The following is a 16,973-nucleotide window of genomic DNA, read 5'->3' as shown; positions in this document are numbered from 1 at the left end:
CTTATTAAAACGAGCCATTCAGATAGAATTCGACGCCCTCAGGGCCATATGTAACAAATAGCCTCATGTCACTATGTACTTTACACGGAGTGCGACTGTCGAGGTAGGCAGCACGGCAAACACACTATTTATTTCAATCCACGCACTCCATACGGAGTGCGACTGATCCGATAAATGCCAAAAAGCCCCCACCGACATTTCAATCCACGCACTCCATACGGAGTGCGACTATCACAGTTTGATTCATCCTGCTAACTGTCAGTATTTCAATCCACGCACTCCATACGGAGTGCGACACGTAACCGGGATAGGAGGTTAGATTTGAGGATTATTTCAATCCACGCACTCCATACGGAGTGCGACAGGGCATTGCCACCTTGCAGGGGCGGTGATGGTATATTTCAATCCACGCACTCCATACGGAGTGCGACGTATTCCACTGCAGGATCGTGCTCCCCCTGTACAGATTTCAATCCACGCACTCCATACGGAGTGCGACAATCGTATCATGCGAGGGGAGGCGGTTTTGTCCGATTTCAATCCACGCACTCCATACGGAGTGCGACTGCCATCTCGTACATAGAGAGACAAAAAGAGCGATTTCAATCCACGCACTCCATACGGAGTGCGACCGTTTCTTTTACGGTGAGGTTCGCGGCCTTCTCATTTCAATCCACGCACTCCATACGGAGTGCGACCTAAGCCCCAGCACAAGCGATTCAAGACCAAGCAATTTCAATCCACGCACTCCATACGGAGTGCGACTAGCGAGTCCTTGAGCCCCCCAAACCATCAATATATTTCAATCCACGCACTCCATACGGAGTGCGACCCATACCGCTCCCCCTTTACTCCTCCCCAAAATATTTCAATCCACGCACTCCATACGGAGTGCGACTTAAGCTATTTGTTTCTGCAGCCCCCCTATTCGATTTCAATCCACGCACTCCATACGGAGTGCGACAATGATCGGCACGGATCGGCGGCGCACCATCAGGAATTTCAATCCACGCACTCCATACGGAGTGCGACCGCAGCATGGGAAGTGGTAGAGAATCTAAACAAAATTTCAATCCACGCACTCCATACGGAGTGCGACCCTCACTGAGCTTCTTTGCCCTCATTTCGTCACCATTTCAATCCACGCACTCCATACGGAGTGCGACGATTGCCGGGTTCCTGATGTATAAGACGATTGAATTTCAATCCACGCACTCCATACGGAGTGCGACCCTCTATTATCTCGGGGGTGCAAAGGGATGTTTCATTTCAATCCACGCACTCCATACGGAGTGCGACAGCGGAAAATGACGGATTCACTCAAACACGAATTGCCATTTGAAATTCCCGCGCATTCCCTGTCCATTTTAAAACAAACAATCTTTGTTTTTCAATAAAAATTAACGAAAGTTGTACTTCAATTGAATATTTCGACAAAATTCGCGGTGCGAATCCCCCTGGGTTTTAATGTGCGCCTAGGATTCGCACCGCGATTAATTTACCTGTACACTAGATCGATCTGGCCGCAACCGAATGTTGAGTTTCTTCCAATATGCAATATTCGCGCTGCGTTGAGCCAAGGGGTGAAAGAAGATAAATCCCCCTCGAAAGTCAAAGCCCCCAACATCCCGCTCCAATCCACGGATTCCTTTTTTCGAGAAGAATACCGGTGCATTTGGTTCAGATATAAGGCAGAAGAAACTAGTCGAACCTCACTCGCTGACTCACATACTTGCAAGGCTGCAGCAATATCTAATTGACCACCATAACGCTCTGCCAAGGTTTCTATCCTTCTCGTAATACTCCTTAGAATCGTAGCAAAATTAATTTCCTGCACCAATTCTCCACCTCTTCTTATCCTAAGCGGAGTTATGAGATGCAACGAACACCAAGAGGCCTGATCCACACAAGTATGGGATGACAGATTCTCAGGAGTAACGGCATCCTTTAGCCATCGGCTATTCGCCCACATGGTCTGGTACTGCGTTCCATGAAGAATATCTGCAAACTCAAAGCGTTTACGCTCAGCCCCTAAACCTATCGTATATACTTGTTCAAATGCAATGGCGATGTCTTCGGCATAACGAGCGGCATTTCCCAGTAAGATCAAGCGGAACGTGAGTAATTCACCCGGAAGATACACCGATTTGGTTCTAGGAGGTTCAATAATATAGGGATTGACAATGTCCTGTCTAGCTCCCCCCAAACGCCGATTTTCAAATAAATAGCTATAGGCATCCGGACGCTGTCTCAACACCCACCCCACAATGCCGTGGAGCGTCGATCCGAGAAAAGCAGGCAATCTCGCGGTTTCCTTACACCTCAGTCGTATGAGCATGGGAAGATAGTCTAGATTAAATAACGGAGATCTGTTTTCCATTTCATCCTCCTTCACATCCGTAGCTCTTTGCTCCAATTAAATTGGAAATTACACCTGTTAATAATATGACACAAATATCAATTATAGATAGTCATATTAGTCAAAAATCACTCCAAACTACGCACACGGAGTAAGACGAACCGGCGCTATGTCTCGGCATTCTCATGGAGATTTCAATCTACGCAAAATATGACGAGCCTTACAAACGGTCACAGTGCTGAAAGCGAATTTCAATCCACGCACTCACACGGAGTGCGACGTTCCTGCTCCGTAATGTCTTCGTCCATATCGAATTTCAATCCACGCACTCACACGGAGTGCGACCCCCCGGGGAGGGGATGCGATATGACACTTTGCACATTTCAATCCACGCACTCACACGGAGTGCGACCGCGATCTCCGCCGGGCCCCTTCTCGACCGCGTTATTTCAATCCACGCACTCACACGGAGTGCGACTTACTGCCCCTCTTTCTTTTCGTCTATCTCGGTAATTTCAATCCACGCACTCACACGGAGTGCGACGGCAGCCGATGTAACATGAGCGGCGACGGCCGGATTTCAATCCACGCACTCACACGGAGTGCGACGACGATCTTGGCGGACATGTTCGCGGCGGCTTCATTTCAATCCACGCACTCACACGGAGTGCGACCTGCCGCTAGTGTGGTGGATTGATTTGTCACGTAATTTCAATCCACGCACTCACACGGAGTGCGACTTCTGGTATTTGCGGGGCGGCCGTCCTATTCGCATTTCAATCCACGCACTCACACGGAGTGCGACTTATTGGGATGCCAATAAGCAGGCAATCATTGGAGCATTTCAATCCACGCACTCACACGGAGTGCGACGGATCACCGCCATTAACAACAATACCCAAGCCATATTTCAATCCACGCACTCACACGGAGTGCGACAGCGAAAAAGAGGGCTTTCATGCACATCGGACATAACTTAGCCTATTTCTCGTTGTAAAAAGCATAACATATGCCTTGGCAATAGACCACTCTGATAAAATCCGACTCTTATCGACAAGATTTGAGGTGCGAATCTCCCGGGGATTTCGTGTGCGCTTAGGGTTCGCACCATGCTAGGCCGCCCCTTCCCCGGAGCAGTCTCTTTCCCTATTTTGTCCCTTAAGAAGAACTCCCATAACGGCTCTTATAATGCCTGTACCCTTGGCGGTTGCCGTACTTATGGTCGGATGAGGAATACTTACCGCCCCTGTGCCTAGGCGCACTGCTGGAATAGCGACTATACCGTTATGCGCCCGCATCACGCTCCAGCTGCTGGAGCTGGTCGATTACATGCATTCACACGGGTATGTGCACCTCGACCTGCGGATCCCCAATGTGCTGTTTCATGACGAGCGGCTGTTGCTGATCGACTTTGGCCTGGCCCGGAGGATCGGCGAACCGCCGGATGCTGAATTCGATCCGCGTTCCCTGTGGGACAGATGGTTCACGAAGGTACGTTCCAAACCCGCCAAAGAAGCCAAAACGGCTTCCGATCTGGAAGATACCGGCCACTTTATGCTGTATATGCTCTACTCCAGCTATGAACCGGACGCAGCAGTAGAAGGCCAAACCACAGAGCAAGCCCAGGAACCGAGCTGGCAGGAAGAGCTCCAGTTGTCGCCGGAGATGCGCCTTATGGTTGAGCGGCTGTTCCGGCTGCAGCCCCACTATCCCGATGCAGCAAGCTTCATTAAGGAGCTGCGAAAGTTTGTCACCACACGGGAAACCCCCTGAAGCATCTGAATCACTGGAGGACCGGTTCGAAGAAGAGCAATTGGACCACGAGATCGCCTGGATCAATCAACAACTCCATGAATGAGGCAGATGCGGCCCGCTGCACGCAAAAAACGTCCGCAAGTGAGAGAAGCTGCTCCCATAACTTGCGGACGTGATTGTTCTTGATCAGTGCGCGGGCACCTGCTGCAGCTTGTCGCTCTCGTCCGGCTTCGCCCGCCGCAGGAAAAATACGGCCAGGACCAGCGCCAGTGCTACCAGGCCGAGCGCCAGCAGGAACGCCTGCTTCATCCCTGCCGACATCGCCAGCGCCTGCAGCTGTGCGGCCGGTACGGACGCTCCCTCCTGAAGAGCGAACCGCTCCGAACCGGTCGTCATAATGGTCACCAGCAGTGCCATCCCGACGGCACCGCCGACCTGCTGGACCGTCCCGGTAATCGCCGTGCCATGCGGGTACAGCAACCGCGGCAGTCCATTCAGACCGTTGGTCATAATCGGCATCATCAGCATCGAGATTCCGAGCATGAAGAACATGTTGAGCGCCATGATCGACACATATGAAACCGCCAGTGTCATCGTAGCGAATCCAATCAAAGAGGCAGACATAAGCAGCAGTCCGACGATCGCCAGACCTCTAGCTCCGAACCGGTCGAACAATCTGCCGGTGACCGGCGACATGATCCCCATCACGACCCCGCCCGGCAGCATCGCCAGACCCGCCTCAAGCGGTGTATACGCCAGCGCATTCTGCAGGAAGATCGGGATCAGCATCATCGTCGAGAACATGGCCATCATGACGATCATCATGATCACGACCGAGAGACTGAACATCGGGTGCTTGAACGCACGCAGATTGAGCATTGGTTCACTCATCCGCAGCTGCCTGATGATGAAGATCAGCAGCGACACTGCCCCTATTGCAATCGGCAGCCATACCGCCGGCGCCGCCCATTCGCCATGCCCTTCGCCGGCGCTGCTGAAGCCGTATACGATCCCGCCGAACCCCAACGCCGAGAGCAGCATCGACACGGGGTCGATCTTGGTCGGGCGCGGATCGGTCACATTGCGCAGCCTGTAATAAGCGAACACGATGACGAACAATGCGATCGGCAGCACGGCATAGAACAGCAGCCGCCAGCTGTAATGGGCGACGATAAGACCCGAGAGCGTCGGTCCGATCGCCGGGGCGAAGGTGATCACGATCCCGATCGTCCCCATAGCTGCACCCCGTTTGGCCATCGGCACGATCGCCAGGACTACGTTGGTCAGCAGCGGGAACATCAACGCAGTGCCGCCGGCCTGGACGATCCGTCCGAGCAGGAGCCAGCCAAAGGTCGGCGCGAGCGCTGCGATCAGCGTGCCCGCCGTAAAGCAGCCCATGGCACTCAGGAACAAGCCCCGGGTTGTAAATCGCTGGATCAAAAAGGCGGTAGCCGGAATCAATACCGCGATGACCAGCAGATAGCCCGTCGACAGCCATTGTGCTATATTAGGAGATACCCCCAGATCGTTCATGATCGGCGTAAGCGCCACATTGAGCAGCGTCTCGTTCAGAATCGCCACAAAGACACCGAGCACCATCACGAGCACGATCAGCCGGTTGCTCTTGCTTCCGAAGGCGGATTGGGACTCCTCATTTTGTTGTTCTTGTACCACTTTTCAAACTCCTCTCTGCCTGCCTTATGCACGCCAATCTTAGGGAACATTGGTTATTATACCATGTCTTGCACTTCTTAGTGTTCTTCCAAATTGCTATCCTGATCCTTTTTTCGAAATCTGTGAGAGCTCGGCCCCAGTCTCCAACTTCTTCGGTCTCTTGCCTACTTTTCCACTTCGTTGCGGACACAGTAGGCGCTAATTCAAACATAAGCCCCCAAATGCCGCGCTTGGCGGACAGACGTTCCGTTATATCGCGCCATTCTGCTGATTCGGATCATTTATCGGGCGGATAACGGATCGTCTGTCCGTTGCCTCCCCTTTTCGGCAAGTTGTCCCTTTTAGGCGCTACTGTGTCCGGATCTGCTTCGTAATGCTGCTGTGTCCGGAGCGAGGTCGGCAGTGCGTACCGCTACTGTGTCCGCAGCTATGCTCAGGGCAGTCCCGCTCTCTACAGAAACGCCTCCCTATGCTGCTCCACCCATGCGGAGAAAGGTTGGGCCGGGCGGCCGGTTACCTGCTCGACCGTCGTCACGACGGTCGTCCCAATCGCCGGCGGCGTGCTGTGTATCTCCACGAAGAAGGCGATCGACTCCTCATCATAGCCTTGAGCTACCCAGCGCGCCCGCGCCTCCTGCTCGGATAACTCGACGAACGTAATCGGACGGTCGATCGCCTGGCTGATGATCGCAACCTGCTCCTCCGGAGAGATCAGCTCCGGACCGGTCAGCGTGTAGCATCGCTCGTGGTGTCCATCTTCTACCAAGGTCGCGGCCGCCACCGCAGCAATATCTGCTTCATGGACGATGGCGCTGCGTACCTTTCCGCCTAACATTCGCACCTCACCCTTCTCGCGGATCGGGGTCCGCCAATCGTCCAAGGCATTGGCCATGAAGCCTACCGGCTGGATGAAGCTCCACTGCATCCCGCTCTGTCTGATCGCATCTTCTACCGGCCCTTCGCCATACAGAGTCAAGTAAGTTACACGCGATACACCCGCTTCCCGCGCCAGCTCTACTACCTCCGGCTGCGTCTCCAATACAGCGCCCTCCTGGTCGCTCGACGGAAATAGATACATCGCCCGCACGCCAGCCAACGCCGCTCCCAGCGTGGCTGGCTCCATCAGATCTCCCTTCACGACCTCGACCCCATCCGGCAGACGGGCGCCGTCCGGGTTGCGGGTTAACGCCCGGACCTGCTGACTCTTCCCTAGCAAATGCTCTACCAAATGCCTGCCGATCGTGCCTGTCGCACCAGTTACCAATATTGTCATCTCATAACCTCCATCTAATAGAAAGTGTATTTGTTCTTCACAGCTTTCATTATAAAGAGGCATTCCTGACAGCTAGATTGTCAGGAATGAGGCAGCAAAAATCCCCCAGCTCTGCATAAATGCGCCCGCACCTGGTTAAAAGGATGAAAACGAATCAACTTTCATTGTCCATCCATCTGGAATAAACTGGATCACCCATGGCAATCATGAACGCTATACGACTTACCGCAGGGGGAGATGACATGTCTACCAGCAACAACCGCAGCGGCAGCACGAAGGAGCGCTTCTCCCGCTTTGGATTTATACTCGCAGCGATCGGCAGCTCCGTGGGACTCGGCAACATGTGGAAGTTCCCGTACATCACCGGGGAAAACGGCGGCGCCGCCTTCTTCCTGCTGTTCATCGTCTGTCTGGTCCTGGTCGGGCTCCCCGTATTGCTCGCGGAGCTTGCGATCGGCCGCAACGGCCGGGCCAGCGCCGCCTCTTCCTTCGTCCGGCTCGGCGGCGGACCTGCGTGGCGCGGTGCCGGACTGCTGCAGGTACTGACGCCGTTTTTGATCCTTTCGTTCTACATCATCGTCGTCGGCTGGACGCTGCACTACGCGATCCTGGCCTTCAGCGGGCGGCTCTTTGCCGATGGTGATTTCGGCGGCGCCTTTACCGCCTTCAGCTCGAGCTACTGGCCGCTGATCTGGCAAGCCATCTCGATGGTGCTGGTCGGCTTGGTGATCGCCAAAGGAGTAGCTGGCGGGATCGAAAAATTCAACAAGATCCTGATCCCTTCGATGGCGGTATTGCTAGTGCTGCTTATGGTTCGCTCTGTGACGCTGCCCGGCGCCTCGGAGGGCGTCTCGTTCTTCCTCCAGCCCGACTTTTCGGTGCTAACTCCCGAGTCGGCGCTCATCGCCCTGGGGCATGCGTTCTTCTCACTGTCGCTCGGCATGGGCATCCTGATGACCTACGGCGCTTATGTCGACAAGAACCAGTCCCTCGGCACCGCGACCGTTGCAATCGGCGTTGGCGATCTGCTCTATGCGCTCATCGCCGGTCTGATCATCTTCCCGACGACGTTCTCCTTTGGCATCGCGCCGGATGAAGGGGCCCGCCTCGTATTCATTGCCTTGCCGGCTGCTTTCTCGGCGATGCCGCTGGGCTCGCTGTTCGGAGGTTTGTTCTTCGCCCTGTTGGCAATCGCCGCGCTTACCTCTGCCGTCTCCATCCTGGAGGTGCCGGTTGCATTTGCCAAGGAGCAGTGGGGCTGGAGCCGGACGCGCGCCGTGTATACCGTCGCCTTCATCTGCTTTCTGTTCGGTGTGCCGCTCGCCCTCTCCAACGGATTGGTCCCTGGGCTTATGATCGGCGGCCGCACTCTGTTCGATTGGGTCGACTTCATCACCGCCAATATCCTGCTGCCGCTGATCGGATTGCTCATCACGATTTTTGCCGGCTACCGCTGGAAGAACGTCGCCGAGGCAAGCGGTCTGCGGCCCGTCTGGTTCCGGCTATGGCTGTTCAGCCTCCGGTATATCGCGCCAATCCTGATGCTGCTTGTGTTGCTCTATACCTCAGGGGTGTTGAGCATATAACTTGACGCAAGAGACAGAAGAGATCCTAATCAAACCTAACCTAGACACCCCCGGCCATGAGGCCGGGGGTGCAGCTATACCTGGATAATAATCGGCAGGATCATCGGCCGCCGCTTGGTCTCGGCGTAGACGAACTTGCCGACAGCTTCCTTCACCGACTGCTTGTAGAGCGACCAGGAATTCGTGCGGTTTTCCTGCAGCTGGGTGATCGCCCCTACAGCCAGACGTCCCACTTCCTCCATCAGCCCTTCCGACTCCCGCACATAGACGAATCCCCGGGAGATGATATCAGACTTGGAGACAACCATCCGGCCATCGATGCGACTGAGGGAAAGGATGACGATCAGGATTCCGTCTTCTGAGAGCACCTTGCGGTCCCGCAGCACGATATTGCCCACATCGCCGATCCCCAGACCGTCTACCAGCGTGTCGCCGCTGTGGATCTTGCGTGTCTGCCGGGCCGTGCCGTCTTCGATGTCCACCACATCGCCGTTACCCAGGATGAAGATGTGCTCCGGCTCCACGCCCACCGCCTCGGCCAGCTGCCGGTGCTGATGAAGCATCCGCACCTCGCCGTGCACCGGGATGAAGTACTTGGGCTTCATCAGGGTCAGCATCAGCTTCAGCTCTTCCTGGCTGGCATGACCGGAGACATGCATGCCGGTCACCGTACCGGACCCATAGATGACATGGGCCTTGCGGTCGAACAGGTGGTCTACCACTTTGGCGACATTGCGCTCATTGCCTGGGATTGGCGTTGCCGCGATGATGACGGTATCACCAGGCAGCACCTCCACTTGACGATGCGTACCGCTTGCGAGCCTGGCCAGGGCGGCCGCGGGTTCTCCCTGGCTGCCCGTACAGAGGACGACGACCTCATGCGGGGCATATCGTCCGATATCCTGCGGCTCGATGAGCATATCCGGCTGCAGCTGCAGAAAACCGAGCGGAGCGGCAATCTCGACGACATTGACCATGCTCCTGCCGAGCAAGGCGATGCGCCGGTTCGTCCGCTGTGCCGCATCGATGACCTGCTGCAGCCGGTTGATGTTGGAGGCAAACGTAGCGAGGAAGATTTTGCCCGTCGCCTCTTCGAAAGCTTTCATAATATGATTGCCGACATTGCTCTCTGACGGGGTGAAGCCCGGGCGCTCGGCATTGGTGCTCTCGGAGAGCAAGGCCAGCACCCCCTGCTCGCCAATCCCCGCCATTTTGTGAATATCGGCATATTGCTTGTTTACGGGAGTCAGATCAAATTTGAAATCGCCCGTATGCACGACATTGCCTTGCGGGGTGCCGATAACTATGCCGAGACAGTCCGGTATACTATGGTTGGTCCGGAAGAACGTCAAATCTAGCCCTCCCAGCTTCAATCGACTCTCCGCGTCGATCTGATGCCGCTCCGTCGTATCGAGCAGCCCATGCTCGCTCAGCTTGCGCTCGATTAACCCGAGCGTCAGCTTGGTGGCGTAGATCGGCAGATTCAACTGCTTGATAAGATATGGAATACCGCCGATATGATCCTCATGCCCGTGGGTGACGACAAGCGCACGCACTGAATCCCTGTGCTCCAGCAGATATCCGATATCCGGAATGATGACGTCGATACCCAGCAGCGTCTCGTCGGGAAACTTGGAACCGCAGTCGATCGCGATGATATCATCGCCACACTGAATAACATACATATTCTTGCCGATTTCGCTGACGCCTCCAAGGGCGGCTATAGATAATCTGTTATCGCAATTCGTGCGCATCGCTGTTATCCTCCGTCCACTAATCTCTTGCCTGTTTGAGATGAGCCTTTCATAAGCTCGCATACCCGTTACTATGGCATAGGAAGCCTTGTTTTATGCGAGTCCAACAAGCAGGAGCGTTTGGATCACCGGCACCAAAGTCGTAGCGCTCCGTCTCCCCCACAGCAAGAAGACCTATGCGCATACGCATAGGTCCCCTCACATTTTTTGATCTACTCCATTGACTCCAAAGCACGCAACAGTGCGGTTACGGCTTCGGCACGGGTAGTCATGGCGCCGGGCTGGAAGTTCCCCGCTGCATTACCCTGCACGATACCGTTCCGTGCCAGCGTCGCTACAGCCGACCTTGCCCAAGCAGGAATCGTCCGCTCATCCGTAAACGCTGCTGATGCCTGCGCTTCGGACAGGTTCAGCGCATGGGCGAGCATGACCGCCATCTCGGCGCGGGTAACAGCTGCGCCCGGACGGAAGCTGCCATCCTCGTAGCCTTGGATGATGCCTGCCTCGACAGCCAGAGCGATGGATGTCTGCGCCCAAGCGCCGATGTTCTCGCGATCGGAGAAAGTAAGCGGCGAGCCTTCACCCTCCAGATGCAGGGCACTCACGAGCATCACGGTAAATTCGGCACGAGTTACTGTGTGGCCAGGCTTGAATGTCCCATCCGGATAACCCGTGACGAACCCGCTCCGCACGGCTTGCCGGATCCCCAACTCTGCCCAGTGACCCACAATATCGCTCAAGTTTACCGTTACCTCGGGCTCCGTGGAAGGAAGCTCAGGCTCTGTAGATGGGGACTCCGTCTCCGGCGTCTCTTCCATTTCATTGACGGCAAAAACAGCAAATTTGGTGAAATGATCTACCTGAACCGAGACCCGATTGCCTTCCACTTTAGATTCACCTGCAAGCACCCAGGCTTTATCTGCTTCATCATAAAAGAACACTGCCACTGTCTGATCTTTTTGCACTTTGGCCGGGTCAAATGCAAAGCTCAGCGTAACCGGCTGGCTGAAATTATCCGTGTAGCTCTTAAGAAGCTCAAACACCGGACTTGCGAGTTGTTCTCCGGCTTGCAGCAAACCTTCTGTATTCATAACCTCAGTGATCGAAAGCTCTACCGCTCGCGGTGAAGCGCCTGCCGGAATCGCCAAGCGCACCCGATTATCTTGCAGGCTCAATTCACCTGCCGTCGATGCTGGCAGCGTCAGCTTACCAGTAGTAGATGTTACAGGGCCCTGAACAACAGGGGGAACATATATATTGCCAGGAGGCGATGGCTGCGACGAGCGCGTCACCGTTAAGGTGTAAGTCCGTGTCGTCACTTTGTCCTCGGCGGTGACGACTATGAGCACGGTGTTCGCTCCCTCTTTCAATGCGAGTGCACTGCTGCTCACGCCGCTTGCCACCGCGACAGCCGGTCCATCATTGACCTGCACGGTCACGGTTGACCCGGCATCCGCCGTGGTTGGCGTCACGCTCAGGCTGTTCACCGTGTAACCTACCGTCGCTTGATATCTGTCCAGCTCTGCATCAAAATCCGGACTCAAGGTTCCCTGCGAGAGCGAAAGTCCGCTCAGATCCGCAATCGCGGACAATGGCCGCGCCTCGCGCGTTACCGTTAAGGTGTAAGTCCGTGTCGTCATTTTGTCCTCGGCGGTGACGACTACGAGCACGGTGTTCGCTCCCTCTTTCAATGTGAGTGCATTGCTGCTCGCGCCGCTTGCAACCGCGACAGCCGGTGCATCATTGACCTGCACGGTCACGGTTGACCCGGCATCCGCCGCCGTCGGCGTCACGGTCAGGCTGCTCACCGTATAACCTACCGTTGCTTGGTACGTCCTTTCCTCTGCGTCAAAAGTTGGGGTTAGCGCACCGTTTGATAGCTCAAGGCCTTCCAGCCTGTTCCGGAGATCGATGAGTTCGAGTTTGGTCTCGCCCGAGAACAGTTGAAGCGGAATCGCTGAGATATCTAAACTTGAAGACTGGATCACGAAGGTCACGTATCCGCCAGTTGTGTAAGACGAATAACCTTGCGATACTGGACCAGAGCTGAACACTGGGTCATTGTCATAAAACACCGTTTGCTCGCTGCCCTGCGCAAACACCGAGGTTCGCCCCTCGGTCAGCAGCTCCTGTTCCGAACTAAAGACCCGGAACGTGGCCTCGACGTAGCCATCACGGGTAATACTCGATACCACTCCGTCCAGAACTGCATAAGCCGCTGCCGCTTCCGGCTTGGTTCCATTAACGTTTGTAAGGCTCGGCATATTGCTCAGCGCCTCACTATTATATGGGAAACTATAAATCGGAACCCAACTGATCCCACCTTCCGTAATATGGCCGCCGACAGTATACCTCTCTATATCCGTATCGACCGTAAGCTGCGTACCTGTTGCATCAGCAGGGGACACTGTCCCCCCATCCGCATAGCGCATGTGCAATACTTGACCTTCATCCAACTCCTCATCCAGCGTGATATAAACATAATCATACATACCAACACAACCGCTCAAAAGGAGGATCAAACTCGTGAAGCTGATGAACCAAGCAAACTGTTTAGTGACTTTAGACATGGATGATATCGCCTTCCTATCTCGTTTTATATCTATTATAGCTGGGCGATAGGACGATTAAATGTTACTAAAGATAGAGAAGTATGAAGGATATGGCGTCTATTTGTCGAATATCGTCATCAACATGTGAGAAACACAGCTGTTCAATTCGCAAGCGCAGGGGGCCCCATCCGTGAGCCAGTACAATCTGGTCATTCTACTTCTACTACTGGCAGGCGTGCTGCTGCTGTTCATCGCTTACTTATCCTTCCGCAAGCACAGGCTTGCGGTTACCAGATACAGCGGTCTGGCCATGTTCGCTTCCGCCGTCTATGCGATTGGGTATGCGTTCGAGCTGATGAGCCCGACTCTGGAGGGTAAGCGTGTTTGGCTGATGGTCGAGTATATCGGCATCTCATTCATACCCGTTTTCTGGCTGTTGCTGGCGCTGCATTATACCGGATACCACACCAAGCTGAAGCCGCAGCTGACCCCGCTGCTGTTTGTCATCCCTTCGCTGACACTGCTTATGCACTATACCAATGACTATCATCATCTGTTCTATGCAAGCATCCTGCCTCCCGGGAATCCCGCAGCCCCCTTGCAGCTCGAGCATGGCTTTTGGTTCTGGATTCACGTCTCATACAGCTATCTGCATTTTGCCGTCACGATCGCGCTTTACATCCTGAGCTATCTCCGATCCAATCCCGTCATGCGTAAGCAAATCGCGGTTCTGCTTGCTGGCGGTCTGGCACCTATCATGACGAACGTTCTCTACGTCTTCGGGACGGGCGACGGCAGACTCGACCTTACCCCGCTCGGCTTCGCCGTGACAGGCGTCGCTCACATATGGGGCATCTACAAATTCAATCTGCTTCGACTCGTCCCTATAGCTATTCAACAGGTGTATGATACGATGAAAGACGGCGTCATCATCATCGATTATGATGATAACATGACAGATATTAACCAAGCGGCCAGTCACATGTTTCCTCAGCTTCTGCCTATCCGGGACAGCGAACACTCCATCCATGATGTGCTGAAGGACGTGCCGGAGCTGCTGGCGGTACTAAACCAGAATGAACATCACGAGAATCAGGTCCGTATCGCGCGCCCCGGGGGAACGAGATATTACAGTGTGAAAGTTTCGACGCTTCATGATAGCAGCCAGGCGGTTATCGGCCGCATGCTGCTGTTGAGCGATATGACCAGCATGGTTCGGGACCAGGAGGCGCTCAGCGAGCTCGGCGGGTTCAAGGACAAGCTGTTCACCACCATCGCGCATGACATTCGGGACCCGCTGGCGATATTGATGAATCTGATGGAGCTGCTGGAGGAGGAAGCCGAGACGGCATGGAAGGGGGATACAAGGCTGATCCGCGAAGTGAGGGACGAGGTTAAGCGAACCTATATGTTAGTGGAGGGCTTGCTCGACTGGTACCGCAGCCAAGCCGGTAAAGCCATCTATGCGCCGACGGCATGGGACTTGGCCGAGATTGCCCTGCAAGCTGCGGATACGATGCAAAACAGAAGCCTGAAAAAGCACGTGACCGTGCACATGCGCATCGAGAAGGGCACGCTCGTTATAGCGGACAAGGAAATGATCGGGCTGGTGCTGCGCAATCTGTTGTCCAACAGCATCAAGTTTACACCTCCCGGCGGTACCGTGACGATCAGCGCAGTTGTCATAGACGCCCGGATCAACGTGTCTGTTGCGGATAACGGAATCGGCATGGAACCTGGCGCGTCAGAATCGCTCTTTCACAGGATTCAGCAGCAGCCCGAAACCAGCACCGATGGCGAGCCCGGCGCAGGGCTGGGACTTTACCTCTCGGCAAAACTGATCCAGCTTCATGGCGGCGAGATCTGGTGTCAGAGCTCACCTGGCGAGGGCAGCTTGTTTACCTTCAGCCTGTCTTCTGCCTAAGGCAGCAGTTTCTGCTCTCGCGCGGCCGCTACGGCCTGGACGCGATTTTTTACATCCAGCTTGCCGAACAGATTGGCGATATGATTCTTCACCGTGCCCTCTATAATAAATAGCCGCTGAGCAATCTCCTTGTTGGACAGTCCTTCACTGATCAGCCTCAGCACTTCCACCTCGCGCCTTGTCAGATCATCCGCCAGCGGCCTCGCAGGCTCTTGGCTGCTCGCGACAGCGGGCGCAAGTCGTTCCGATATCGCTCGTCGCACGGTCTCTCGCAGTCTCTCACTGTCAACCGGCTTGATGAGATAGTCATACGCGTATACCTCAAATGCGGGCAGCGCGAACTCTTTGTGCGACGTCACAAATACCAGCTTCAGTCCCTGCCCAGCCTCCCGCAGCCGCTTGGCAAACGCAAGACCATTCTCATGCGGCATCTCGATATCGACGAAGGCCAAGTCCACCTCATGATCGCGAATATAGCCATAAGCCGACGTTGTCTCAACGAAGCTTCCGACCACTTCCACACCTTCGATAACCGCCAGCAGCCGTTCCATAATAAAATGCATCGCTTTCTTGTCATCGATGATGATTACCTTCACTGGTACATCAACCTGCTTCCTGCTCGCCTTTTCTCCAGCATACCACATCTCTCCAACTCCGGGACATCCAGCGGCAATCAAACACAAAACTTGTACATCAAGTTGGCGATTCGCTGCGTTGAAGTCTGGCTGGTGCAGACCCGGAGTCGCTGCCCGGCTTGATGGCGATCAGGCCATAGAGGATGGAGAGCACGGTGATGCCCGCGAGGGCGTAGAAGAGCCAGTCCGGAAACCGGCTCATCCCGATCGAGACGAGCGGCGGCCCCAGCGCGACACCGATGAACCGCATACTGCTGTATAAGGATGTGACTGTACCGCGCTGCTCTTTGTCGATGCCTTCCGTGATCAGCGCATCCATACACGGCAGGGCAGCGCCTATTCCGATGCCGCCGACTCCCATGCAGAGGAACAACAACCAGATGGCCTTTGATTCGGTGCTCGCAATAACGACCAGAGCTGCTGTCAGAAGAGCCAGACCGATCAGCGATACCCATTTCATGTGCAGCTTGCTCTCGCCGATCCATTTTCCCGATAGATAGGAAGAGAGACATAGAGCCGACAACGGAATCGCCAGCATCGCGCCTTTGAGGACGCCTTTCATGGCATATACTTCCTCCAACACCTCAGATAGATAGAAAAGCACGCCGAACAGGACCAGCATCGCCGTAGCGCCGATGATGAAGATTGCAGACAGCCAGCGGCCATCCGCCTTGGCGGTCTTCCTCAGCGTCGAGACAAAATCACGGATGCCCTGAGCTTGCTGCTTGTTATCCCTGGATGGCACGCGGATAAAGAACAGGATCAACAAGATCGAGATCAGACAGAATACGGGGATAGACAGGAATAGTGCGGTCCAAGTCCATAAGGCGAGCAGGGCGCCAAGGATCGGACTGACCACCTTGCCCAATGTATTGGACGTCTCCACGATGCCCAACGCTCCGCTGACTTCCTTCTCACTCTTGTACATATCCCCGACCAGCGGCATCACGATCGGTGCAGCACCGGCAGCGCCGATCCCTTGAATAAGCCGCCCTGCCAGGATGACTGCGTAGACCGCGCCTCCTGCGAACAGCGGGGCAAGACCCGATAACAAGCCGCCCAATCCGGCGATGATCAAGCTGGGGATCATGATCTTCTTGCGGCCAAACCGATCCGAAAGGTATCCGGCCAGCGGGATCATCAGAATGGCAGCAACTGAGTACACGGTGATGAGCATGCTGATCTGAAGCGAATTCACCTTGAGCTCCCGCTGCAGAGTGGGCAGCACCGGGATCAGGATGGAGTTGCCCAGCGTCATAATCAACGGCACAGAAGCCGTGGCGATCAAAGCTTTGTAATTACGGCTTGCCATGAACGCATCTTCCCTTCTTGCCGTTCGGCAAATGACAGTTCCCATAGGGTAGGCGGATTACAAAGGTTTTATGCAGGTTACACCACCATGATAAACAGTGCCCTTAAGGCAATGTTGCACATTGGGCAACGAAATGCTAAAGTTAGTGT

The 16,973-nt window shown here is 54.9% G+C and carries 10 protein-coding genes and 1 CRISPR repeat array; of the genes, 3 read left to right on the top strand and 7 right to left on the bottom strand.

Going from position 1 to position 16,973, the window contains the following annotated elements:
- Positions 1-130: 130 nt before the first annotated feature.
- A CRISPR array of direct repeats spans positions 131-1,299; the repeat unit is 33 nt; unit sequence ATTTCAATCCACGCACTCCATACGGAGTGCGAC.
- A gap of 199 nt (positions 1,300-1,498) precedes the next feature.
- On the bottom strand, positions 1,499-2,380 hold the full coding sequence (cas6, locus tag ABC336_RS23770) for a CRISPR system precrRNA processing endoribonuclease RAMP protein Cas6 (RefSeq protein WP_413241012.1): 882 nt from the start codon (positions 2,378-2,380) through the stop codon (positions 1,499-1,501).
- A 1,227-nt stretch (positions 2,381-3,607) separates the two neighbouring features.
- Between cas6 and ABC336_RS23765 the strand changes: the two genes are divergently transcribed.
- Positions 3,608-4,132 (top strand): protein kinase domain-containing protein, encoded by a 525-nt coding sequence (locus tag ABC336_RS23765; RefSeq protein ID WP_413241011.1) that lies wholly within the window; start codon positions 3,608-3,610, stop codon positions 4,130-4,132.
- Positions 4,133-4,300: 168 nt separating this feature from the next.
- On the opposite strand, the gene ABC336_RS23760 is transcribed toward ABC336_RS23765, so the two are convergent.
- Both ABC336_RS23760 and ABC336_RS23755 read right to left on the bottom strand, forming a co-directional pair.
- A complete protein-coding gene (locus ABC336_RS23760) occupies positions 4,301-5,788 on the bottom strand; it encodes an MDR family MFS transporter (RefSeq protein ID WP_413241010.1) in 1,488 nt (495 codons plus the stop codon).
- A gap of 451 nt (positions 5,789-6,239) precedes the next feature.
- Positions 6,240-7,061, bottom strand: coding sequence for an NmrA family NAD(P)-binding protein (locus tag ABC336_RS23755; protein ID WP_413241009.1), 822 nt, complete (start codon positions 7,059-7,061; stop codon positions 6,240-6,242).
- A gap of 242 nt (positions 7,062-7,303) precedes the next feature.
- Between ABC336_RS23755 and ABC336_RS23750 the strand changes: the two genes are divergently transcribed.
- Positions 7,304-8,647, top strand: a complete 1,344-nt coding sequence (locus ABC336_RS23750; protein WP_413241008.1) for a sodium-dependent transporter — start codon at positions 7,304-7,306, stop codon at positions 8,645-8,647.
- A gap of 74 nt (positions 8,648-8,721) precedes the next feature.
- Here the strand turns inward: ABC336_RS23750 and ABC336_RS23745 are convergent, their stop codons facing one another.
- Together ABC336_RS23745 and ABC336_RS23740 are read right to left on the bottom strand one after the other, a co-directional pair.
- A complete protein-coding gene (locus tag ABC336_RS23745) occupies positions 8,722-10,401 on the bottom strand; it encodes a ribonuclease J (RefSeq protein ID WP_413241007.1) in 1,680 nt (559 codons plus the stop codon).
- A gap of 212 nt (positions 10,402-10,613) precedes the next feature.
- Positions 10,614-12,893 (bottom strand): S-layer homology domain-containing protein, encoded by a 2,280-nt coding sequence (locus ABC336_RS23740; protein ID WP_413241006.1) that lies wholly within the window; start codon positions 12,891-12,893, stop codon positions 10,614-10,616.
- Positions 12,894-13,143: 250 nt separating this feature from the next.
- Between ABC336_RS23740 and ABC336_RS23735 the strand changes: the two genes are divergently transcribed.
- Positions 13,144-14,877 (top strand): sensor histidine kinase, encoded by a 1,734-nt coding sequence (locus ABC336_RS23735; RefSeq protein ID WP_413241005.1) that lies wholly within the window; start codon positions 13,144-13,146, stop codon positions 14,875-14,877.
- Here the strand turns inward: ABC336_RS23735 and ABC336_RS23730 are convergent.
- Together ABC336_RS23730 and ABC336_RS23725 are read right to left on the bottom strand one after the other, a co-directional pair.
- Complete coding sequence (locus ABC336_RS23730) at positions 14,874-15,473, bottom strand: response regulator (RefSeq protein WP_413241004.1); 600 nt, start codon at positions 15,471-15,473, stop codon at positions 14,874-14,876. The genes ABC336_RS23735 and ABC336_RS23730 overlap by 4 nt on opposite strands.
- Positions 15,474-15,570: 97 nt before the next feature.
- Positions 15,571-16,824: an MFS transporter gene (locus ABC336_RS23725; RefSeq protein WP_413241003.1), complete on the bottom strand. Its 1,254-nt coding sequence runs from the start codon at positions 16,822-16,824 to the stop codon at positions 15,571-15,573.
- Positions 16,825-16,973 lie beyond the last annotated feature (149 nt).

Source organism: Paenibacillus jepli, assembly GCF_047238105.1.
Lineage (GTDB): Bacteria > Bacillota > Bacilli > Paenibacillales > Paenibacillaceae > Paenibacillus_D.
This window is presented reverse-complemented; position numbering and strand designations above follow the sequence as displayed.